This window comes from Alteromonas nitratireducens, from assembly GCF_040812025.1.
GTDB classification, from domain to species: domain Bacteria; phylum Pseudomonadota; class Gammaproteobacteria; order Enterobacterales; family Alteromonadaceae; genus Alteromonas; species Alteromonas nitratireducens.
On record NZ_JBFNPK010000012.1, the window covers coordinates 85,427 to 106,304 of the forward strand.

22 protein-coding genes are annotated in these 20,878 nt (G+C 52.0%); 13 read left to right on the forward strand and 9 right to left on the reverse strand.

Going from position 1 to position 20,878, the window contains the following annotated elements:
• Position 1 precedes the first annotated feature (1 nt).
• The 5 genes from ribBA (at position 2) to AB1N33_RS11665 (ending at position 3,730) form a co-directional block, all read left to right on the forward strand.
• Entirely contained in the window at positions 2–1,102 is a 1,101-nt protein-coding gene (ribBA, locus tag AB1N33_RS11645) for a bifunctional 3,4-dihydroxy-2-butanone-4-phosphate synthase/GTP cyclohydrolase II (protein WP_411271720.1), read from the forward strand.
• Between the two features lie 228 nt (positions 1,103–1,330).
• Positions 1,331–1,804, forward strand: a complete 474-nt coding sequence (ribH, locus tag AB1N33_RS11650; protein WP_411271721.1) for a 6,7-dimethyl-8-ribityllumazine synthase — start codon at positions 1,331–1,333, stop codon at positions 1,802–1,804.
• 12 nt (positions 1,805–1,816) lie between these two features.
• A complete protein-coding gene (gene nusB, locus AB1N33_RS11655) occupies positions 1,817–2,239 on the forward strand; it encodes a transcription antitermination factor NusB (protein ID WP_411271722.1) in 423 nt (140 codons plus the stop codon).
• A 43-nt stretch (positions 2,240–2,282) separates the two neighbouring features.
• Positions 2,283–3,248: a thiamine-phosphate kinase gene (thiL, locus tag AB1N33_RS11660; protein WP_411271723.1), complete on the forward strand. Its 966-nt coding sequence runs from the start codon at positions 2,283–2,285 to the stop codon at positions 3,246–3,248.
• Positions 3,248–3,730, forward strand: coding sequence for a phosphatidylglycerophosphatase A family protein (locus AB1N33_RS11665; RefSeq protein WP_411271724.1), 483 nt, complete (start codon positions 3,248–3,250; stop codon positions 3,728–3,730). The genes thiL and AB1N33_RS11665 overlap by 1 nt, the downstream gene beginning before the upstream one ends.
• A gap of 41 nt (positions 3,731–3,771) precedes the next feature.
• Here the strand turns inward: AB1N33_RS11665 and dxs are convergent, their stop codons facing one another.
• The 3 genes from dxs to AB1N33_RS11680 are packed head-to-tail and all read right to left on the reverse strand — an operon-like array spanning position 3,772 to position 6,848.
• Positions 3,772–5,637, reverse strand: a complete 1,866-nt coding sequence (gene dxs / locus AB1N33_RS11670) for a 1-deoxy-D-xylulose-5-phosphate synthase (RefSeq protein ID WP_411271725.1) — start codon at positions 5,635–5,637, stop codon at positions 3,772–3,774.
• A gap of 38 nt (positions 5,638–5,675) precedes the next feature.
• Entirely contained in the window at positions 5,676–6,566 is an 891-nt protein-coding gene (locus AB1N33_RS11675) for a farnesyl diphosphate synthase (protein ID WP_411271726.1), read from the reverse strand.
• Positions 6,567–6,599: 33 nt separating this feature from the next.
• A complete protein-coding gene (locus tag AB1N33_RS11680) occupies positions 6,600–6,848 on the reverse strand; it encodes an exodeoxyribonuclease VII small subunit (RefSeq protein ID WP_411271727.1) in 249 nt (82 codons plus the stop codon).
• A gap of 274 nt (positions 6,849–7,122) precedes the next feature.
• On the opposite strand from AB1N33_RS11680, the gene pomA reads away from it, so the two are divergent.
• Together pomA and AB1N33_RS11690 are read left to right on the forward strand one after the other, a co-directional pair.
• Entirely contained in the window at positions 7,123–7,884 is a 762-nt protein-coding gene (gene pomA, locus AB1N33_RS11685; RefSeq protein WP_411271728.1) for a flagellar motor protein PomA, read from the forward strand.
• A 2-nt stretch (positions 7,885–7,886) separates the two neighbouring features.
• Positions 7,887–8,834: a flagellar motor protein MotB gene (locus tag AB1N33_RS11690; protein ID WP_411271729.1), complete on the forward strand. Its 948-nt coding sequence runs from the start codon at positions 7,887–7,889 to the stop codon at positions 8,832–8,834.
• Between the two features lie 23 nt (positions 8,835–8,857).
• On the opposite strand, the gene AB1N33_RS11695 is transcribed toward AB1N33_RS11690, so the two are convergent.
• The 5 genes from AB1N33_RS11695 to AB1N33_RS11715 are packed head-to-tail and all read right to left on the reverse strand — an operon-like array spanning position 8,858 to position 13,272.
• Positions 8,858–10,111, reverse strand: a complete 1,254-nt coding sequence (locus AB1N33_RS11695) for a class I SAM-dependent methyltransferase (RefSeq protein WP_411271730.1) — start codon at positions 10,109–10,111, stop codon at positions 8,858–8,860.
• Positions 10,111–10,848 (reverse strand): DUF1365 domain-containing protein, encoded by a 738-nt coding sequence (locus AB1N33_RS11700; RefSeq protein WP_411271731.1) that lies wholly within the window; start codon positions 10,846–10,848, stop codon positions 10,111–10,113. Before AB1N33_RS11700 ends, AB1N33_RS11695 begins: the two co-directional genes overlap by 1 nt.
• Positions 10,845–12,110, reverse strand: a complete 1,266-nt coding sequence (locus tag AB1N33_RS11705; RefSeq protein WP_411271732.1) for an NAD(P)/FAD-dependent oxidoreductase — start codon at positions 12,108–12,110, stop codon at positions 10,845–10,847. The genes AB1N33_RS11700 and AB1N33_RS11705 overlap by 4 nt, the downstream gene beginning before the upstream one ends.
• Before the next feature lie 14 nt (positions 12,111–12,124).
• Positions 12,125–12,844 carry an SDR family NAD(P)-dependent oxidoreductase gene (locus AB1N33_RS11710; protein WP_411271733.1) on the reverse strand — a complete coding sequence of 240 codons (720 nt, stop codon included), beginning with the start codon at positions 12,842–12,844 and terminating at the stop codon, positions 12,125–12,127.
• Positions 12,841–13,272, reverse strand: a complete 432-nt coding sequence (locus tag AB1N33_RS11715) for a nuclear transport factor 2 family protein (RefSeq protein ID WP_411271734.1) — start codon at positions 13,270–13,272, stop codon at positions 12,841–12,843. The genes AB1N33_RS11710 and AB1N33_RS11715 overlap by 4 nt, the downstream gene beginning before the upstream one ends.
• A gap of 152 nt (positions 13,273–13,424) precedes the next feature.
• Here AB1N33_RS11715 and AB1N33_RS11720 point away from each other — a divergent pair, with 152 nt between their 5' ends.
• The 3 genes from AB1N33_RS11720 to AB1N33_RS11730 all read left to right on the forward strand — a co-directional run bounded on the left by AB1N33_RS11720 (position 13,425) and on the right by AB1N33_RS11730 (position 15,402).
• A complete protein-coding gene (locus AB1N33_RS11720; protein ID WP_411271735.1) occupies positions 13,425–14,000 on the forward strand; it encodes an LON peptidase substrate-binding domain-containing protein in 576 nt (191 codons plus the stop codon).
• A gap of 117 nt (positions 14,001–14,117) precedes the next feature.
• A complete protein-coding gene (locus tag AB1N33_RS11725) occupies positions 14,118–14,729 on the forward strand; it encodes a sigma-70 family RNA polymerase sigma factor (RefSeq protein ID WP_411271736.1) in 612 nt (203 codons plus the stop codon).
• Positions 14,722–15,402 carry a ChrR family anti-sigma-E factor gene (locus AB1N33_RS11730; RefSeq protein WP_411271737.1) on the forward strand — a complete coding sequence of 227 codons (681 nt, stop codon included), beginning with the start codon at positions 14,722–14,724 and terminating at the stop codon, positions 15,400–15,402. Before AB1N33_RS11725 ends, AB1N33_RS11730 begins: the two co-directional genes overlap by 8 nt.
• A gap of 31 nt (positions 15,403–15,433) precedes the next feature.
• Here the strand turns inward: AB1N33_RS11730 and AB1N33_RS11735 are convergent, their stop codons facing one another.
• Positions 15,434–16,201, reverse strand: a complete 768-nt coding sequence (locus AB1N33_RS11735) for an outer membrane protein assembly factor BamD (RefSeq protein WP_411271738.1) — start codon at positions 16,199–16,201, stop codon at positions 15,434–15,436.
• A 169-nt stretch (positions 16,202–16,370) separates the two neighbouring features.
• On the opposite strand from AB1N33_RS11735, the gene rluD reads away from it, so the two are divergent.
• The 3 genes from rluD to clpB all read left to right on the forward strand — a co-directional run bounded on the left by rluD (position 16,371) and on the right by clpB (position 20,753).
• Positions 16,371–17,354, forward strand: a complete 984-nt coding sequence (gene rluD, locus AB1N33_RS11740) for a 23S rRNA pseudouridine(1911/1915/1917) synthase RluD (RefSeq protein ID WP_411271744.1) — start codon at positions 16,371–16,373, stop codon at positions 17,352–17,354.
• Complete coding sequence (gene pgeF, locus AB1N33_RS11745; RefSeq protein ID WP_411271739.1) at positions 17,351–18,073, forward strand: peptidoglycan editing factor PgeF; 723 nt, start codon at positions 17,351–17,353, stop codon at positions 18,071–18,073. The genes rluD and pgeF overlap by 4 nt, the downstream gene beginning before the upstream one ends.
• A 103-nt stretch (positions 18,074–18,176) precedes the next feature.
• On the forward strand, positions 18,177–20,753 hold the full coding sequence (gene clpB / locus AB1N33_RS11750) for an ATP-dependent chaperone ClpB (RefSeq protein WP_411271740.1): 2,577 nt from the start codon (positions 18,177–18,179) through the stop codon (positions 20,751–20,753).
• Positions 20,754–20,878: the final 125 nt, after the last annotated feature.

Below are 20,878 nucleotides of genomic sequence, written 5' to 3' on the forward strand. Positions count from 1 at the left end.
TATGGCACTGAATACACCTGAAGAAATTATCGAAGACATCCGTCAGGGCAAAATGGTTATCCTGATGGATGATGAGGATCGCGAGAATGAAGGCGACCTCATCATGGCGGCAGAGCATGTCACTCCCGAAGCCATCAATTTTATGGTGACACACGCTCGCGGACTGGTGTGTCTGCCTATGACCCGGGAACGCTGCCAGCGCCTGAAACTGCCGCTGATGGTGGACAAGAACGAGGCGCAGTTCTCAACCAACTTTACGGTCTCTATTGAGGCTGCAAAAGGCGTCACGACCGGTATTTCGGCGGCGGATCGCGCGACCACCATTCTGGCAGCATCAGCCAAAGATGCCACTGCCGCAGATATTGTACAGCCCGGGCATATTTTCCCGCTGATTGCGAAAGACGGGGGAGTACTTAACCGCGCAGGACATACAGAGGCCGGTGTCGATCTGGCGCGTCTGGCAGGCTGTGAACCGGCCGCCGTGATTGTGGAGATTCTGAATGACGACGGCACGATGGCGCGTCGTCCACAGCTAGAAACCTTTGCAGAAAAACATAATCTCAAAATCGGTACGATTGCAGACCTCATTGAATACCGTAACCTGAATGAAACCACGATAGAAAAAGTGGCAACCTGTCAGTTACCGACCGAGTATGGTGAGTTTGAGCTGCATACCTACAAAGACAGCATCGATAACCAGATCCATTTTGCCCTGAAAAAAGGCGAGATCAGTGACGATACGCCAACACTGGTGCGCGTGCATCTGCACAATACGTTCAGTGATTTGTTAGGGTCAACCCGCGGCATCAACCGGTCCATGACGCTGCCTGAAGCAATGCAGCGTATTTCTGAAGAAGGTGGTGTGCTGGTGCTGCTGGGTAAGGAAGAACACCTGGAAAATCAGGTGAAGCGCTTTGCTGCGGAAGACAAGGGTGAACAGCCAGCCGGTGCAAGCTGGCAGGGCTCATCCCGCACTATTGGTGTGGGAAGCCAGATTCTGGCATCCCTGGGCGTGAAGAAAATGCGCCTGCTGAGCAAGCCCATTAAGTACCATGCTCTGTCCGGCTACGGCCTGGAAGTCGTCGAATATATCCACGATTGAGCAGGGCCAGCCGGCCAGCCGTCGATGCCTGGCCGGTAGCAGACTCTGTTCAGAAACACGCCGTGAACCCATCCATGGGGGCTCTCCAATCGCATCCATGCGATTGGAAGGTTTCTGAACAGAGTCTGCTACCACCCAGGCTTGTGACGGATGGCCTGATAACTATTCAATTTAGTTTGTGTGAAGTTGTGATATACTTCGCGCCGTTTTTTCTCGAGGATGACAACCATGCAGGTAATTGAAGGTAATATCAGAGCAACGGGCAAGAAATTTGCCATCGTCGTGTCACGCTTTAACAGCTTTGTCGTTGAGAGCCTCCTTGAAGGTGCGCTGGATACACTGGAGCGTCATGGTGAGGTGGGCGATGAAGATATTACCCTGGTGCGTGTACCAGGTGCCTATGAGTTGCCAGTGGTTGCCAAAAAGCTGGCAGAAAAAAAGCAGTTTGATGCCATCATTGCGCTTGGTGCAGTCATCCGCGGTGGTACGCCACACTTTGATTTTGTTGCCGGCGAATGCAACAAGGGTCTGGCTCAGGTATCGCTGGAATACGGCGTACCTGTGGCATTTGGTGTGATTACCACCGATTCTATCGAGCAGGCCATTGAGCGTTCAGGCACCAAAGCGGGCAATAAAGGCGCCGAAGCGGCACTGGGTGCCCTTGAGATGGTTAATGTTATCGACGCTGTAGAAAAGCTATAAGGCTGGCAGAAAGTGAAAGTATCCGCACGTCGTAAAGCGCGTGAACTCGCGCTGCAGGGAGTTTACTCGTGGCAAATGAGCAAAAACCAGATTGATCAGGTTGAGCTTGCCATTGCCACATCCAATGATATGCATAAAATCGATATGGCTTACTTCCAGGCGTTACTGCGTGGGGTGGCGAAAAATGCCTCTCATCTGGATAACACCATCAAGCCTTATCTCGGCCGCTTGCCAGAAGAGCTGGATGCCATTGAGAAAGCGATCCTGCGCATTGCCACCTTTGAGCTCACTGAACGTATGGATGTGCCATACCGCGTTATCATCAACGAGGCCATCGAACTGGCCAAAACGTTTGGTGCAGAAGAAAGCCATAAATTTATTAACGGCGCACTCGATAAAGCGGTCCGTACGCTTCGCAAGGACGAGCGCGATTAAGCCGCTCGTTATCATGCCGTTCAATTACAGTTAAGTCATCATTGTGAAAGAGTTTGATTTAATCGGCCGCTATTTTGCTAATGGCGGCTATCAGCGCAAGGACGTCGCTGTGGGTATTGGCGACGATTGTGCCATTACCCGTGTTCCTGAGAATCAGCAACTGGCGGTGACCACCGACACGCTGGTAGGTGGTGTTCATTTTCTTACCGACGCGCCGGCAAAATCGGTCGCTTACAAGGCGGTTGCAGTTAATCTGAGCGATTTGGCCGCGATGGGCGCGGAACCTGCCTGGATCAGTCTGTCGCTGGCGATGCCAGAGGTAAACGAAGAATGGCTTGAAGATTTCGCCGAAGGGCTTTACGACCTCACGCAATTCTATTCGGTACAGCTGATTGGCGGTGACACCGTGAAAGGGCCGCTATCCATGACCATCACTGCGCAGGGGTTTATTCCGCCTGGCGCTGAGCTGCGCAGAAACGGTGCTAAACCGGGTGACTGGGTTTACGTTACCGGCTCGTTAGGCGATGCCGGTGCGGGTCTGGATATACTCAAAAATGCACTGACTGCGTCACCTGAAGCCCATGACTACCTGATTAACCGGCATCTTTTTCCGACCCCTCGTGTGGCGGTAGGTGCGGCGCTACGACGCATTGCCAGTGCCTGTATTGATGTCTCAGATGGTCTGCTCGCTGACTTGTCTCATATTCTGCGCGCATCCGGCTGTGGCGCTACGCTTCATGTTGACCGCCTGCCGCTCTCCCGCGCGATGCTCGATACCGTGTCTGCCGAACAGGCAATTCAGTATGCGCTGACTGCGGGTGACGACTATGAACTCATTTTTACTGTCGGTGAAGAGCAGAAGGGCAGCCTGGAAACCTCGCTTAGCAGCACCAATGTGAAGGCCACCTGTATCGGTCAGTTAACCGGAAACAGTGAACAATTTGAGCTGCGGTATAACGACGAACGCTTCCAGTTACCCGCATCACTCGGCTACGAGCACGCGTTCTGATGGCAGAGGATCCGCGCCAGCGCCTGACAATGACCAATCCTGTCCATTTGCTGGCTGTCGGGTTTGGTAGCGGTCTGATACGCTTTATGCCCGGCACCTGGGGCTCGCTGGCTGCGGTGCCGCTACTGCTGTTGATGGCCGGTATGTCTGACGTCTGGTATGTGGCGATTACGCTGGTCAGTTGCGTGGCAGGCGTTGCCATTTGTGGGCGGGCTGCTGAGGCGATGAAAGTGCATGATCACGGCGCGATTGTCTGGGACGAAATCGCCGGCATGATGCTGACGTTTCTGTTTATTCCTGTTCACCCCTCGTCGCTGGTCGCCGGATTTATCCTGTTTCGCTTCTTCGATATTGTGAAGCCCTGGCCGATAGGTGTCATCGACAAGCATGTGCACGGCGGTGCCGGTATTATGCTTGATGATATCGTGGCAGGTCTGATGGCGTGCGGTTCACTGCACCTGATTGCACAGTTTCTTGTATAACGGCGACAACTGACGCGCAAACAGCGCGTCAGCGTCGTGACTTACTTATTCAGAATACCGGCGACTGCAGCAACAATACCGTCGGTGTCCAGTCCCAGTTCTGCGTACATTTCCTGCTGTGTGCCCTGCAGAATAAAGCTGTCAGGCAGTCCCAGGGTCAGTACTCTTATCAGCGTACCGGTATCCTGCAGATGCTCGATGACAGCGCTGCCAGCGCCGCCCATACGGCAACCATCTTCCAGCGTTACCAGCAGGTCGTGGCCGGCGGCTGCCTGTGCGATAGCGTCGGCATCCAGGGGTTTAACAAAACGCATATCAATCAGAGTAGCGTCCAGCGCATCGGCTGCTGCCTGCGCGTAAGGCAGCAGGGTACCAAAGTTCAGAATCGCCACCTGTTTGCCTTTGCGGAGTGTGCGCGCTTTGCCCAAAGCCAGTTCCGTCATCGTCTCTGGTGGCGCAATACCGGTGCCTGAACCGCGCGGATAGCGAACAGCGGCGGGCTGGTTTGCTTTATGGCCGGTATAAAGCATGTCGCGGCATTCGGTTTCATCACTGGGTGTCATGATGATCATGTTGGGAATACAGCGCAGGTACGCAATATCAAATGCGCCCTGATGGGTAGGGCCGTCCGCGCCGACAATGCCGGCACGGTCAATGGCAAACAGAACCGGCAAATTCTGCAGTGCCACGTCATGAATCAACTGATCATAGGCGCGTTGCAGGAACGTCGAGTAAATCGCGACCACCGCGTTGTAGCCTTCTTTGGCAAGACCTGCACCGAAGGTAACCGCATGCTGCTCAGCAATGGCAACATCGAAGTATTTATCCGGGTGCTGCTGGGAAAACTTCACCATACCCGAACCTTCACGCATGGCGGGCGTGATGGCCATCAGCTTAGGATCATGGCATGCCATATCACACAGCCACTGGCCGAAAATTGCTGAAAAGGTCGGTGCTGATGGCTTGGATGCCGGCAGCGCGTTATCTGCGGGATTAAACTTGGGTACAGCATGAAATTTAATCGGATCTTCTTCAGCAACCGCATAACCTTTGCCTTTACGTGTGACCACGTGCAACAGTTGCGGGCCTTTAAATTTACGCATATTACGCAGCGTGTCGACCACGGCATCCACATCGTGACCATCAATAGGGCCAATGTAGTTAAAGCCGAGTTCTTCGAAGATAGTACCGGGCGCGACCATGCCTTTTAAGTGTTCTTCAGCACGGCTGGCAAACTCACGAATAGGCGGTACATTACTCAGTAACTTCTTGCCTCCATCGCGAATCGTGTTAAAGAAGTTACCGGTCAGCAGACGAGCCAGGTGGCTGTTGAGTGCGCCAACGTTCTCCGAAATGGACATTTCGTTGTCATTAAGCACCACCACCATATCTTTATTAATGTCGCCTGCATGGTTCATGGCTTCAAAGGCCATGCCCGCGGTCATCGCTCCATCGCCAATGACGGCAACCACTTTTCTGCCTGCATTTTCGCGCTCAGCTGCGACAGCCATCCCCAGAGCGGCACTGATAGACGTAGACGAATGACCGACAGCAAAGGTGTCATACTCACTCTCTGGCGGCCAGGGGAAGGGATGTAAACCGTTCTTTTGTCGAATTGTCGACATTCGCTCAGCACGTTCGGTAAGGATTTTGTGCGGATACGCCTGGTGACCGACGTCCCAGATCAACCGGTCAAACGGCGTGTTATACACGTAATGCAGGGCAACAGTCAGTTCCACGGTCCCAAGCCCTGACGCAAAGTGGCCACTGCTCTGACTGACACAGTTCAGTAAATATTCTCGTAATTCATCAGCCAGCGTACGCAGCTTTTCCTGCGGCAGTTTACGCAACTGCTCAGGGGATTGGGCCAGCGCCAGTGTCGGGTAGTGCTGTATATCTAAACTCATTGTTGTTGTCTTTGTGATTACTTGCGAGCAGCGCAGTGTCAGTGGTCGCGTTTTACCATCAGTTCACTGAAGGCAACCAGCAACTCTGTATTGTAAGGTAAACCCTCCAGCGCTTGAAGTGCTGCATGGTGCAAACGGACCAATTCCTGCTTTGCTTTTTCCATGCCCAACAGGGCGGGGTAGGTATTTTTGCCCAGCGCCTGGTCGGAACCTGCAGGCTTACCGGTAAGATGACTGCTTCCTTCTACGTCGAGGATATCATCCTGAACCTGAAACGCCAGACCAATAATATCGGCAAAGCGGATAATTGCGCTGGCATGCGCCTCCTCGATGGATGCACAAACGGCCGTGGTCATTTGCGCACAGGCCTTAAGCAGAGCGCCGGTCTTGAGGTTGTGAAGTTGTGTCAGTGCATCGGCGCTGATGTGTTTGCCGGTTGCATCCAGATCAATTGCCTGACCACCACACATTCCTGAATAGCCCGCGGCACTGGCCAGCAGACTGACCAAATCAATTCGACGGCTATGGGCATAAGTACTTAGCGGCGCGTCACAAAGGACGGTAAATGCGAGGGTCTGTAGCGCATCGCCAGCAAGGATCGCCGTGGCTTCGTCGAAGGCGATATGGCAGGTTGGCTGTCCCCTTCGCAGATCGTCATCGTCCATGGCCGGCAGGTCATCATGTACCAGCGAGTAGGCATGGATACATTCAATGGCGGTGGCAATGGCTTCACTGTCTGCGTCGGCCAGACCAATGGTTTCGGCGATAACATGAACCAGCAGCGGACGCATGCGTTTGCCACCCGCCAACAGCGCATGTTGCATCGCAGCCTTAAGCCGTGGAGCGTGATTATCGAGGCGGTCCAGATGTTCAAGAAGGGCTTTATCTGTTGCGCTTTTAACGCGCGCTTGTAACGCCGAGATTGTCATAGCAATCAGACCCGGTAATGCATCATGTTGTGATTAGTCGTTATTGTCCGCGCTGTTGTCCAGCGGAACCAGCGTTTCTTCACCGTTTTCATTCAGCAACAGGCTGACTTTTTGCTGTGCCTGCTCTAAAGACTGCTGACTCAGTCTGGACAGCTGAATACCGCGCTCAAACTTTTGCAGCGCTTCATGCAGCGGCAGCTCGCCGTTCTCCATGTCATCAACAATGCGTTCCAGTTCGGCCAGGGTTTCTTCGAAGGTGGGGGACGATGTGTCGTTGCTCACAATCGCGCAATCCTTATCAGTCGTTGAATACGGCGCACCTTAACCGAGGGGGGGGCAGGGGGTCAAATGGTTTGTGGGGGCAAGATTGCCTTATGACGCTGTGTAGGTCAGAATCATCAAAGGCGATCCCAGTTAGTTATTGGTATCACAGGTAAAATGTCGCAGGTTGTTATAGAAATCCTGCAATGTGCCGATAGAATAACAGTCTGTAGACTGATTAGCAGCAAATGACTGTGCACCGCCGGGTGTGCCTGCGATAGAAGAGGATGAGTGAGTGGATTTAGCAACCGTCATTGGAATGTTAGGGGCAATCGGTTTCGTGGTCATGGCCATGGTCATGGGCGGAAATATGGCCATGTTCATCAACGTCCCGTCAATTCTTATCGTCTTTGGGGGGTCGTTGTTTGTTGTGCTCTCGCAATTCACACTTGGCCAGTTTTTTGGTGCCGGAAAAATTGCTGCAAAAGCCTTCCTGTTTAAGATTGACTCCCCGGAATCCCTGATCGAAAAAATCGTAGAAATGGCCGATGCTGCGCGTAAAGGCGGGTTTCTTGCGCTGGAAGAAGCGGAAATTGAAAATCCCTTCATGCAGAAAGGTGTCGACATGCTGGTGGATGGCCATGACATCGAAGTGGTTCGTGAAACCCTGACAAAAGACATCGCCATGACCACCGAGCGGCATGAGTTTGGTGCGGCTATCTACAAAAATATGGGAGATGTGGCACCAGCAATGGGCATGATTGGTACCCTGATTGGTCTGGTGGCCATGTTGTCAAACATGGACGATCCCAAAGCTATCGGCCCGGCGATGGCAGTTGCCTTGCTAACCACCCTGTATGGCGCGTTTATGGCCAACGTTGTGTGTTTGCCTATTGCGATCAAGCTGAATAACCGCGCGCAGGAAGAAAAGCTGAATCAGAAACTGGTGCTTGATGGCATTGTGGGGATCGCGGACGGACAAAACCCGCGCGTGATTGAAGGGATCCTGAAAAATTATCTGGCTGCCAGCAAACGCGGCGCGACAGAGGAAGAGTAATCATGGCCGAGCAGGAAGAAGAATGCCCCAAATGTCCCCCTGAGGGACTGCCTGCCTGGATGGGGACATTTGCCGATCTGATGTCGCTGCTGATGTGCTTCTTTGTTCTGTTGCTGGCGTTCTCTGAAATGGACGTACTGAAGTTCAAGCAGATCGCCGGTTCGATGAAGTTTGCGTTCGGTGTACAAAACAAGATTGAAGTAAAAGATATCCCGAAAGGCACCAGTGTTATTGCTATGGAGTTTCGTCCGGGACGGCCGGATCCCACGCCGATTGAAACGATCCAGCAGCAAACCATAGAAATGACCGAGCAAATGCTTGAGTTTCAGGCCGGTGATGAAGATTCGGCTGGAGGTCGTCAGAAACAACGTGGGAACCAGCGTGGCGGTCAGTCCCAGCAAACGGCCAGTGAGCAGGCTGCATCATCGCAGCAAAGCAGTGATGAAGCGGAAACCAGCGAGCTGATGAAGAAAGTTGCCCAGCAGTTGCAGAAGCAAATCCTGGATGGATCGATTGAAATGGAGTCGCTGGGTCAGCAACTGACAATTCGCATCCGTGAAAATGGTTCGTTCTCGGCAGGGTCGGCCTTCCTGCAGCCACAGTTCCAGCCAATCCTGCGACGCATTGGTGAATTGTTGGCAGATGTACCTGGTGAAATAGTGGTGTCAGGCCACAGTGATGGTCAGCAGATATCCAATGAACTATACAGTTCGAACTGGGATTTGTCGTCTCAGCGTGCGGTTGCCGTGGCAGAGGCTATGCGCCGGGCCGACGGGTTTGACGAATCGCGGATGGCGGTGGTGGGGAAAGCAGATACGCAGCCGCTGATTGAAAATGCAGTAACGGCCGACGACCGTGCCCGCAACCGGCGTGTGGAAATTACCATTAACCAGGGTAAACCGATGCTGTCAAAACCTATTTCAGTGCTGGAAGAACAAGGCCAGCAATAATGCTGGCCTTGTTTATTGTTCGCTTAGCGCGTGATGGCGGTGCGGTAGTGGGGTTTACTCAGCAGTAGCTGAACCGTACTGATCGTCCGCTCAAGGAACCCTCCCTCGCAATATTTCAGATAATACGTCCACATACGCATGAACCGTTCATCGTAGCCGTCATCCATGAGCGCATCACGGGCCGAATTAAATGCGAGATACCAGTCGTTCAGCGTTTTCGCATAATCCAGACCGATATCCTGCAGGTCGCGGACACTCATGTCGGTGAAACGTTTCAGGTGTGCGTTAATTTCGTACTGGGACGGCAGAAAGCCACCCGGGAAAATGTATTTCTGAATAAAGTCTACGCTATTCGCGTAGCTGTCATAGCGGCGGTCATCAATGATTATGGACTGCAACAGCATGAGTCCATCGTCCCTGATCAGTGAGGAGCACTTTTCAAAGAAATTTCCGAGGTATTCTTTACCTACCGCTTCGATCATTTCTATCGACACCAGTTTGCTGTAACTGCCTTCAAGCAGACGGTAGTCCTTCTTCAGCAATGTGATTTTGTCTTCCAGTTTTTCACGGGCGATCCACTGCGTGGCGTAGGCAAATTGTTCTTCCGAAATGGTGGTGGTCGTCACCTTACATCCGTAGTGCTTCGCCGCGTACACAGCGAGGCCCCCCCATCCGGTACCAATTTCAAGCAGGTGGTCATCTGGCGTCAGTTGTAACTTATCGCAGATGGTACGAAGCTTGTGATTTTGTGCTTCTGACAGGCTCGCATTAGGGTCGGGATAAATGGCAGAAGAATACATCATGGTGTTGTCCAGAAACCGCGAATAGAGGCGGTTTCCAAGATCGTAATGCGCTTCAATGTTCTTCTTAGCCTGCTTGCGTGTGTTGCGGTTGCTCAGGTGCTGAAGCTTCATGAGCGGCATAGACAGCCATTTAAACTTTTTCTCCCAGGCATCAAGCATGGGCAGGTTACGGGCAAATATCCGGATCACGGCGGTCAGGTCGTCAGACGTCCACAGGCCGTTCATGTAGGTCTCACCGGCCGCAATACTGCCACCAAACATAAACTGGCGGTAAGCAGACGGGTCCAGAATGTTGACGTTGGCTCTGAGATCGGAGTCCGCATCGCCGAACTGGCCGACTTTCTCCCCGTTTTCAAACAGGGTGATACATCCCATCGGTAAAATACTCAGACACTTAAAAAATAAGCCGCGGTAAAAGCGTGTTGCCACAGAAACACGCTGCTGTTGGGTAATTACGGATTCACCTTGTGACATTATCTTTCTTCCTGACTTGCTTTAGGGTGAGGGTAGACCGGTGTTCGTTTCAGCCACAGTTTTAAGGCCTGCCAGTAAATACCGGTTACCGTCTTGAGCGTCATACTTGGCGTTCGTTTCATTACGTGTTGTAAAGACGCCGAGTTCAGTGACATTTTTTTCATGTTAATACCCGCTGTGAACTCCTTGTCCTGGCGCACGCAATCCATGGCCAGGGACAGCGTATCGTCGGGGGACGTTATCCGCCACTGATACGCCATGTCCATGGGATTAAACGGGGAAACATGAAAGGCTTTCTGCGTTGGGTGCTGGGTAGCGAGGTCGACCAGGTAATGATGGCGTTCATTCCAGGGAGTATTACTGACCTCGGCGAGCATATGACTGAAGGTGCCATCGGCCTGCCGCAAAAAGTAAAAATTAACCGGACTGAAGTAAATCCCCAGCATCCGGATGTTACCAAGAAAAAACACATCGCCATCGAGCGGGGAACCATGTAGTTCGCTCATTCTTTGTTTTACCGCCTCAGACAGAGGCAGCGCAGGATCACCCAGGTAATCGGTGCGCCTGAACTCGGCCAGGGCTCGATGTTCACTGGAGAAATGACGAATGCTGGTCGACAGAGAAGCGAGTTCATCCAGCTTCAGCCAGAACATGTAGATGCGATAGTCAAAGCGGTGTTGTGTCGGTCGAAAGCGCTGATGAAAGACCACGCCGTCGTACAATGCACTCTCCGTCACAATGATGCTCCAAAACGGCCCGCGACATCCAGTGCGCTTCTTACGCCATCTTCGTGAAATCCGTTATACCAGTAGGCACCACAAAAATGCAGATTGCCTTTTCCGCAAATTTCGTCGCGCCGTTGCTGTGCGGCCAGTGACGCCTGGCTGAACTGCGGGTGGGCATAGCGGTAATGTCCTAAAATACAGCGTTCGTCAATGCTGTCAGTGTCATTCAGTGTGACACAGTAGGTTTTCCTGACGTCCAGGCGCTGCAGGATATTCATGTTGTAGGTGACTGTTGCAGGCCGGTGCTGCTCCTGCGCCGGGTCATGCAACCGGTAGTTCCAGCTTGCCCACGCCCGCCTTCTTTTCGGTAGTTGGCGTATATCCGTGTGCAGCACAACATCATTCATGGCGTAGGGAATGGCGCCCAGAATCGCCTGTTGTGCTTCGGTTGGCTGTGACAGCATTGCCAGCGCCTCATCGCTGTGACAGGCAAAGATAACGTGATCGTATACGTCGGCGTCTCCGCCGCTGGTAGTGACCTGCCAGCCACCGTCTGTTTTTTCTACCTGTCTGACCGGACTCGACAGACGGATACGATCCTTAAAGCCTGCAGTCAACGGCGCAATATATTGTTTAGAGCCTCCTTTGATCGTATGCCACTGAGGACGGTTGGTAATATTCAGCAAGCCGTGATTGTGGAAAAACTTCAGGAAAAACGTGAGCGGGAAGGCACGCGTCTGCGCCAGGGTTGAAGACCATATCGCAGCGCACATTGGCAGAATGTAAAAATTAGCAAAGTCAGCGCCCAGGCCAAGCTCGTCAATACAATCGCCCAGAGTCATACCGTTGGTATCGCGGCCTGATTCCAGCATGGTTTTGCAGGCATTATTAAAGCGAACAATATCCCGTAGCATTTTCCAGAAGCGCGGGCGAAGCAGGTTTCGTCGTTGTGCAAACAGGCTGCTCAGGTTGTTGCCGTTGTATTCAAGGTTTGCAACCGGACTCGATACGGAGAAACTCATTTCGGTTGGCTGATAGTCAACGCCAAGCTGGTTCATCAGCGCAATGAAATTAGGGTACGTCCAGTCGTTAAAGACGATAAACCCAGTATCAATATTCAGTGGCACACCATCTTCATCGATGGTTTTGGTTGCCGTATGCCCACCAATATAATCATTTGCCTCGTAGACGGTAATATCATGCTCGCGGTGAAGCAGATATGCACTCGTCAGGCCAGCAATGCCCGTCCCGATAATTGCAATGCGTTTTGTCATGTTCTGCTGATGTCCTACTGCTTATCTCTCATTAAAATGGACAGCCGGCGTTTAAGCCACGCCGGAAGACTACTCATAGTTCTTAATATCCAGCCAAACGCGGATGGAAAAAATATGCTGCGATGCTGACCGGCAATGCCATCGAGCATGGCTTTGGCGGCATCTTCTGATGAGATGATCATTGGCATTTCAAAATCGTTTTTATCGGTAAGCGGCGTTTCAACAAATCCCGGAGAGACGGTCTGAACAATGACACCCCGACGGGACAGATCGACATCCAGGCTTTTGGTAAAGTAATACAACGCAGCCTTACTTGCCCCATAGGCTTCGGCGCGGGTAAACGGAAACAGTCGCGCCATGCTGTCAACAATCACCAGTTGTTTTCCCGCTGTTAATGACGGCAACAGTGCATCGACGCAATTGATAACGCCGAAAAAGTTGGGCTCAAACACGCGGCGAAACATCTCAGGCTCAAAATTGTTAAGGTCAACATACTCACAGGTACCGGCATTCAGTACGGCAATATCAGGAGAGTGTGCAGCGAGCGCCTGACGTGTGTCTTCGAGGTCCGTTACATCAAAGCGGCACCCTGTAATATTCGGATGCTGAGCCATATCGTCCAGCGCCGACTGATTCCGGCCGCAGGCGATAACCTGATAATGGTTGTCTGCTGCATGAAGGGCAAGCGCCCGCCCGATGCCTGACGTGGCACCGGTAATAAGTATTGTTTTCATATCGCCAGTCTCTTTTTCACTCTTTTGACTGCCCAGCCGAGTAATGGAATGTGTTCATAGACCATTTGTCCGAGATCATAATAGTCGCGATGGTAGGTGATCCTGTCATCGCTGACCTTAAGCTGTGTGATGCCATCAAGCACAATCGGAGTGGCTGATTGTCTGACTTTCAAGGTCATAGTCCAGGTGACGATGTAGTCAATGTTCTCGGCGTTTTGCTGGGTCGGTATGGTGTTACTGATGGCAAACCGGCACGATTCAGCCTGAACCAGGAGCGCCTCAAAATACCGGATGACCGACTCAATACCCTGGTGCGTCTGAATCGGGTCGATGAACAGGATGTCGTCTGCGTAAAGCTGTCGCAGGCGGTCCGGCGTTACGCTGGTAAGCTCTTCATACAATTCGCTAAAACGGGAAAGTACTGACATTATGAAAGCATTTGGTTGTTTGCCTCTGATTACATGAAAACTTTACCGGCGGATCAGTCAGTTGAGACCCAAGTGTGAAAATTTTTCACATTCGATCCAAAAATCTACACGGGTCGTATAGCCAGCAAATGGTTATTTTGTCGTCGCAAATAATGGATCAGTACGAATTACCCTTGTTTCCACTATCAGCGCATTTGCTCCCCGGGGGGCGAATGTCCCTGCGTATTTTCGAGCCGCGTTATGTCAGGATGGTCAAGGAGGCGTGCGCCTCTGGTAAGGGATTTGTCATGTGTATGCTCAATGCCAGAGGAGATAAAGAGGCGAACGAACACATCTTTCCGATCGGCACTTACGCTGAAGTGATTGACTTCGATCTGCTTGAAGATGGGTTGCTTGGCATAAAGATTGCTGGGATCCACAGCGTTGAGGTAACCGATATCCGAACAGAACATGATGGATTGCGAGTCGGAAAATGTGAAACCGTGCAGCCCTGGTGTTGTGATATCTCACCTCAACAAATCGCGCCTATGGACGAGCGGCTACAAGAAATTTTTGAACGGTATCATGAGCTGGGAGCGATGTACGACAATCCTGCGTTTGATGACCCGGTATGGGTCATGCACCGCTGGCTGGAGCTCCTTCCCGTTGATGCAAGACAGAAACAGCATTTTCTGCAGCAGAAAGATTGCAGAAAATTAATGAACTATCTGTCTGCTCTCATCGAATAAACGGGTATGATTTGTGTGAGGTTATACCTTACGCATGTTCAGTAACGAAGATTTAGTACCGTCTTGTGCTGCTGTACATAGAGAATCTGAAACCCATCGGAAAAACGGACAGGTCATATGTTAGTTGGAATTCCACTGGAACAAAGCAACAGTGCAGTAAAGCCAAAAGATTGTGCAAACGAGATGTCTGATTATATCGTGAAGGTCGCAGAAACTCGTTGTAAAGCGTCGTTTGCGAGAGTCTTTAACTACTTCGCACCGCGCCTGCGCTCTTATGCCCTTAAACAGATGGGGAATGAGGCGCTGGCGATGGAACTGGTGCAGGACACGATGTCGAATGTGTGGCAGAAAGCCCATCTGTTTAACGCAGAGAAAGGGTCACCATCGACATGGATCTTTACCATCGCACGGAACATCCGTTTCGACATGCTCCGTAAGCTGCAAAATCGTAAAGAAGATGTTTGTTCAGATGACTTATGGCCAGTGCTGTGTGAACAGACTGCTGATGTTAACGAAGCCTCTCTGGATGAACAGGTTACCCTCGAACAGATTGGTTTCATGTTTGAGTCTTTACCAGCAAAGCAGAAGGCGGTGATCGAATCGATTTATATTGACGGAAAGTCGCAGCAGGAAGTGGCCGATGAGCTTGATATTCCGCTCGGCACCGTGAAATCACGCACCCGCTTAGCGCTGCAACGTTTAAAAGGTATGCTTCACGACAATGATTAAGTTTCATCCCCGCTCTGAGCAGCTTGTCGCTTTTGCTGAGGGCACTCTGGCACCCGTCGAGTCGTTAATGGTGTCGGCACACTGCGATATGTGCAGTGTCTGCCGCCGGCGGGTGGCGCTTGAAACTGATTTACTCGCAGAGTCTGTCGACGAAACGGACGTAACAAGCATGGCGGACGGGTCTGCTTTCGAGTCTATGCTGGCAGATATTCTGACGCAGCCTGTGGCTGACACCCGTGATATTTCCTGTAGCCCGAAGAAAGACGCTGTGATTGAGCTTGATGGTCGTAAGTTTACGCTGCCGCACACGTTGGCGCGTTACACCCAGCGCATGGGCAATTGGTCAAGCCTTGTTGGCCGGCTGTGGCAGGCCCCGGTTGATCTCGGTAATCAGGGTGTGGCGAATTTTATCTACATGGGCAGTGGCGGAAGCGTGCCGGAACATACCCACCGCGGTACGGAATATACACTGGTGCTGGATGGTGAATTCAGCGACGGCCTGCATACGTACGATACGGGCGACTTTATCTACCTGGATGGTGAGCACACGCATGCGCCGCGGTCAGATGCGTCTGAGGGATGTCTGGTATTCAGCATCGTTGATCAGCCGCTGCATTTTACTTCCGGTATTGCCAGGCTGCTGAACCCCTTCAGTCATCTGTTTTTTCGCTAATAAAAAAGGCTGCCTGAGGCAGCCTTTTTTGTCATCCAATGAATTCACTGTCGGGATAGTTGAGTTTCAGTGTTTTCATGGCGTTATTTTTCAGTTCTTCCAGCCCAAGCTGATCGTAGCTTGATACCATGATCTCCAGTGCTTGCTGGACTTGTGATGAATCCGGGAAATGTTCAATCACGTAACGACCGCGGTTCGCGGCTGCGACGAACGCCTCCCGACGCATATAGAAACGCGCAATCGCAATTTCGTATCGCGCCAGGCGTTCTTTGATGTGTAGCATACGTTTGCGCGCATCAGCAGCGTACTTGCTGTCGGGATACTGCTCAATCAAACGACGGAAGTCATCAAAGGCCTGTCGTGAACTTGCCGGATCACGATCAGCCCGGTCGATATTAACCAAATCCTGAAACAGATTGCTGTCTGACTCCATGTTGGTCAGGCCACGCATGTAATAGGCGTAATCCACATCTGAGTGGTTTGGATTGAGGCGAACAAAGCGGTCAATCGTTGCCAGCGTTTCGTCGGTTTTACCTGACTTATAGTAGCTGTAAATCAGATCCAGCTGTACCTGATGTGAGAGAGGACCAAAGGGATAACGTGAGTCAAGTGAACTCAGCGTCGTTGCTGCGGTGCCAAAATTTCCGGATTCCATGCTGCGTTTTGCACTGTCATACAGCTGTTGAGCACCCATGTTGGCCAATGCGGCCTTCTCTTCGTTATCCGAAGAACTACTGCATCCGCTCAGTGATATGGCTGCACCGAGCAGAAGGGGGCCTAATATTCTTACTGACTTCATAATAATGTTTTCTTTCCTGCTAAAAACAGTGGATTTATCGCCGTCTTTGCTGGCCGGGTTGGCTATTCTAACCACTCAGCGTACGTATGACCATACAATTTCTTAAACAGTCCGGTTAATGGACGGATTCCTTGTTATAATGCGACTTTTAAAAGCAACCTCCGATGTTATGACGCAAGCAGAAGATAAAATTGTACTGGAAGCATCAACAGAGCCGGCACATTACGGTCAGCGGTTAGATCAGGTTTTGGCGGATTTGTTCCCGGATTTTTCCCGTTCTCGCATGAAAACCTGGATCCAGGAAGGGCAGGTCAGCATTAACGGTGAAACCGTCACCGTCCCCCGTCAGAAAATGCTTGGCGATGAAACCATAAAAATTAACGCGACGGTAGAAAAACAAGTCGTCAGTGAGCCTCAGGCCATCGCACTGAATATTGTCTATGAGGATGACGATATTCTTATTATTAATAAACCAGCGGATATGGTCGTGCATCCTGGAGCGGGCAATCCTCGCGGTACGCTCCTTAACGCGTTGCTGGCCCACGTGCCTGGCATTGATAAAGTGCCTCGTGCCGGTATCGTACATCGCCTGGATAAAGATACTACCGGGTTGATGGTTGTGGCGAAAACGCTTCAGGCGCAGACGCATCTGGTGGATCAGTTACAAAACCGGGTTATGAGTCGTGAATATGAAGCGCTGGTAATGGGAACCATGGTGGCCGGCGGAGTGGTTGATGCACCGATTGGTCGTCATGCTACTAAACGCACGTTAATGGCAGTACGGGAATTCGGAAAACCGGCCGTGACGCATTACCGGGTGATTGAAAAGTTTCGTGCCCATACTCATGTCCGTCTTAAGCTGGAGTCCGGCAGAACGCATCAGATCAGGGTGCATATGACTTACATCAAACATCCGTTGGTGGGCGATCCGGTGTATGGCGGCCGGCCACGTTTGCCTAAGGGGGCAACGGAGAGCTGCGTCAACGCATTAAGACAGTTCCGCAGACAGGCGCTGCATGCTGCACAATTGTCGCTATTCCATCCTCGTACCGATGAATGGATGACCTGGCAGGCGCCTTTACCTGACGATATGGTGGCGCTGATTGACAGCGTACGGGAGGATACCCGCGAGCACGCGGACGAACCGCTGTGACACTCCCACTGATATCTCCGGCATGGTCAGCTCCGGCAAACATCGAAGCCTACGCGACAACGCGCCTGGGCGGGGTGAGTCTGCCACCATACAATGCCCTTAACCTTGGTGCCCATGTCGGAGACGCGCCCGGCGCGGTTCAAACAAACCGTGCCGCGCTTCCATACGCCGATGCAATCACCTGGCTGAACCAGACACACAGTAACAAGGTAGTGATGCTGCCTGGCAATGACATCAATGGCGATGCCGCGATAAGCCGCACGCCGGGCGTTTTCTGTGCCGTTATGACAGCTGACTGTGTGCCGGTTATTTTGTGCGATAGTGATGGTACCGAAGTTGCCGCTATTCACGCCGGTTGGAAAGGCCTGGATAGTCAGATTATCCGTGCGACAGTAGCCGCAATGACTGCGCCGGCGGAAAAACTTATGGCGTGGGTTGGGCCTGCGATCAGTAAAGCGTGTTATGAAGTCGATCGCGAACTTGCTGAACGTTTTAAGGAGTGGCCGGACGCTGTCGCGTTTACATCAAAAGACAAAGGCGTGATTGATCTCGCTCAGATAGCCGCACAGCAGCTGAGAAGCGTTGGCGTTGGGGCTATCTGCGACAGCAAGCACTGCACCTACACTGAAGATGAGTTATTTTTCTCCCACCGGCGTGCCAGTCATCAGGGACTGGCGACTACCGGCCGTATTGCGACGGTTATCGGGATCCGTCCCTGATTTTGCGCTAAATCAATCAACCGGCTTTCGATAACATCATCGACTTGAATACTTGTTGAACAGTACCCATAAATTATTAAACATTTTTTAGGGGATACGAGTCATGCGATTAGACCGATTTACCAGTAAATTCCAAATGGCGATATCAGACGCCCAGTCTCTTGCGCTGGGGCGTGATCACCAGTTCATCGAACCGGTGCATCTGATGACCGCGATGCTCAACCAGCAGGGCGGCTCCGTCCGGCCGTTGCTTGATCAGGCAAACATTAATGCAAACGCGCTGCGCTCAGCGCTGAGCGAGGCAATTGAACGCCTGCCCAGGGTTGAGGGTGTCGGCGGTGATGTGCAGTTAAGTAAAGACAGCGGCATTCTGCTCAATCTGTGCGACAAAATTGCCCAGCAGCGCAAGGATGAATACATAACCTCAGAAATCTTTGTGCTCGCGGCGCTGCAGGATAAAGGCAAGCTCGGCGATATTCTCAAAGAGCTGAATGTCACCAAGGAAGCGGTAGAAAAGGCTATCGACAAAATGCGTGGCGGCCAGAAAGTCACAGATCCTAACGCCGAAGACGTGCGTCAGGCACTGGAGAAATACACCACGGATCTGACAGAACGTGCGGAGCAGGGCAAGCTGGATCCGGTCATTGGGCGTGACGATGAGATCCGCCGGACCGTTCAGGTGTTACAGCGCAGAACCAAAAACAATCCGGTGTTGATTGGTGAACCTGGTGTGGGTAAAACCGCGATTGTTGAAGGGCTCGCGCAGCGTATTATCAATGGCGAGGTGCCCGAGGGTCTGAAAGATAAACGGGTACTGGCGCTGGATATGGGCGCACTGGTCGCTGGCGCAAAATATCGCGGTGAGTTTGAAGAGCGTCTTAAGGCCGTGCTCAACGAACTGGCGAAGGAAGAAGGACGTGTGATCCTGTTTATCGATGAGTTGCATACCATGGTCGGGGCCGGCAAGTCCGATGGCGCAATGGATGCCGGTAACATGCTGAAGCCGGCTCTGGCGAGAGGCGAGTTACACTGTGTCGGCGCAACAACCCTCGACGAGTATCGCCAGTATATTGAAAAAGATGCGGCGCTGGAGCGTCGTTTCCAGAAAGTGCTGGTGGATGAGCCGAGTGTCGAGGATACCATCGCTATTCTGCGCGGACTGAAAGAGCGCTATGAGCTGCACCATTCCGTTGACATCACAGACCCGGCAATCGTCGCGGCGGCAACGCTGTCGCACCGTTATATCAGTGATAGGCAGCTGCCTGACAAAGCCATTGATCTGATTGATGAGGCAGCATCCAGTATCCGCCTGCAAATTGATTCCAAACCGGAAGAAATGGACAGACTGGAGCGTCGGATCATCCAGCTTAAACTGGAAGAACAGGCACTGGCCAAAGAGACCGACGATGCAAGTCACAAGCGACTTGAGATTATTGAGCTTGAACGTGAACAGCTGGAAAGTAAGTACGCAGACCTAGAAAAGGTCTGGCAGGAAGAGAAAGAAGCGATGCAGGGCACCCAGTCTATCCGCTCTGAACTGGAGCAGGCGAAACTGGATCTGGAAATAGCACGCCGTGCATCAGACTTAAACCGCATGTCAGAACTGCAGTACGGCCGGATCCCTGAACTGGAAGCCAGATTAGAGAGAGCGGCTGAAAATGAAACACGCGAAACCCGGTTGCTCAAAAACAAGGTGACTGATACTGAAATCGCCGACGTTCTGTCTCGCTGGACCGGTATTCCGGTGGCAAAAATGCTGGAAGGTGAGCGTGACAAGTTACTGCGTATGGAAGAAGTGCTGCATAAACGTGTGGTAGGTCAGGATGAAGCGGTTGTCTCGGTTGCTAATGCCATCAGGCGCTCGCGTGCGGGACTGGCAGATCCGAACCGTCCGATAGGTTCTTTCCTGTTTTTAGGACCGACAGGGGTAGGTAAAACCGAGCTCTGTAAAGCGTTGGCAGGTTTCCTGTTTGATACGGAAGACGCCATGGTGCGCATTGATATGTCAGAGTTTATGGAAAAACATTCTGTAGCGCGCCTGGTTGGTGCGCCTCCGGGGTACGTTGGATATGAGGAAGGCGGGTACCTGACCGAGGCGGTCAGACGCAAACCGTATTCGGTGATCCTGTTGGATGAAGTCGAGAAAGCACATCCTGACGTGTTTAATATTCTGCTGCAGGTACTTGACGACGGGCGCCTGACCGACGGCCAGGGGCGAACTGTCGACTTCAAAAATGCGGTGGTGATTATGACCTCTAACCTTGGCTCTGACATTATTCAGGATAAGCATGAGGAGAGTCAGTACAGTGAAATGAAGTCGATGGTGATGAACGTGGTAGGGCAGCATTTCCGTCCCGAGTTTATTAACCGGGTCGATGACATTGTTGTGTTCCATCCGCTGGGTAAAGAGCAAATCAAGTCGATTGCCAAAATCCAGCTGGCATCACTGCGCGCGCGCCTTGCCGACAAAGGCTATAAGCTGGAACTGTCTGGTGCAGCTATGGACAAGCTGGCTGAGGCCGGGTTTGACCCGGTATTCGGGGCGCGGCCACTGAAGCGGGCTATTCAGGTGCAAATTGAAAACCCGCTGGCACAGAAGCTGCTGTCGGGAGAGATTATGCCTGAGTCGACCATTCGCATCAGCGTTACTGGTGATGACTTTGAAATAATAAGTGAGTAATAACCCTGACTAGTCCTGATATAAGTTGACACTTATTTCAGTTTAAAGCGCCCGGTGAACTTCATCGGGCGTTTTGTATTTTAGGGCCAGATGCGGCCTTTTCTCATTATAAATCGCGACAGACT

What these genes read in the sequence shown, in the direction of transcription:
- AB1N33_RS11695 (WP_411271730.1), bottom strand. Translation starts at nt 10,111, where the DNA reads ATGTCACAAGGTGAATCCGTAATTACCCAACAGCAGCGTGTTTCTGTG.
- AB1N33_RS11720 (WP_411271735.1), top strand. Translation starts at nt 13,425, where the DNA reads ATGGATCAGTACGAATTACCCTTGTTTCCACTATCAGCGCATTTGCTC.
- AB1N33_RS11715 (WP_411271734.1), bottom strand. Translation starts at nt 13,272, where the DNA reads ATGTCAGTACTTTCCCGTTTTAGCGAATTGTATGAAGAGCTTACCAGC.
- AB1N33_RS11675 (WP_411271726.1), bottom strand. Translation starts at nt 6,566, where the DNA reads ATGACAATCTCGGCGTTACAAGCGCGCGTTAAAAGCGCAACAGATAAA.
- AB1N33_RS11735 (WP_411271738.1), bottom strand. Translation starts at nt 16,201, where the DNA reads ATGAAGTCAGTAAGAATATTAGGCCCCCTTCTGCTCGGTGCAGCCATA.
- rluD (WP_411271744.1), top strand. Translation starts at nt 16,371, where the DNA reads ATGACGCAAGCAGAAGATAAAATTGTACTGGAAGCATCAACAGAGCCG.
- ribBA (WP_411271720.1), top strand. Translation starts at nt 2, where the DNA reads ATGGCACTGAATACACCTGAAGAAATTATCGAAGACATCCGTCAGGGC.
- AB1N33_RS11710 (WP_411271733.1), bottom strand. Translation starts at nt 12,844, where the DNA reads ATGAAAACAATACTTATTACCGGTGCCACGTCAGGCATCGGGCGGGCG.
- AB1N33_RS11665 (WP_411271724.1), top strand. Translation starts at nt 3,248, where the DNA reads ATGGCAGAGGATCCGCGCCAGCGCCTGACAATGACCAATCCTGTCCAT.
- AB1N33_RS11705 (WP_411271732.1), bottom strand. Translation starts at nt 12,110, where the DNA reads ATGACAAAACGCATTGCAATTATCGGGACGGGCATTGCTGGCCTGACG.
- AB1N33_RS11690 (WP_411271729.1), top strand. Translation starts at nt 7,887, where the DNA reads ATGGCCGAGCAGGAAGAAGAATGCCCCAAATGTCCCCCTGAGGGACTG.
- clpB (WP_411271740.1), top strand. Translation starts at nt 18,177, where the DNA reads ATGCGATTAGACCGATTTACCAGTAAATTCCAAATGGCGATATCAGAC.
- AB1N33_RS11725 (WP_411271736.1), top strand. Translation starts at nt 14,118, where the DNA reads ATGTTAGTTGGAATTCCACTGGAACAAAGCAACAGTGCAGTAAAGCCA.
- AB1N33_RS11730 (WP_411271737.1), top strand. Translation starts at nt 14,722, where the DNA reads ATGATTAAGTTTCATCCCCGCTCTGAGCAGCTTGTCGCTTTTGCTGAG.
- ribH (WP_411271721.1), top strand. Translation starts at nt 1,331, where the DNA reads ATGCAGGTAATTGAAGGTAATATCAGAGCAACGGGCAAGAAATTTGCC.
- dxs (WP_411271725.1), bottom strand. Translation starts at nt 5,637, where the DNA reads ATGAGTTTAGATATACAGCACTACCCGACACTGGCGCTGGCCCAATCC.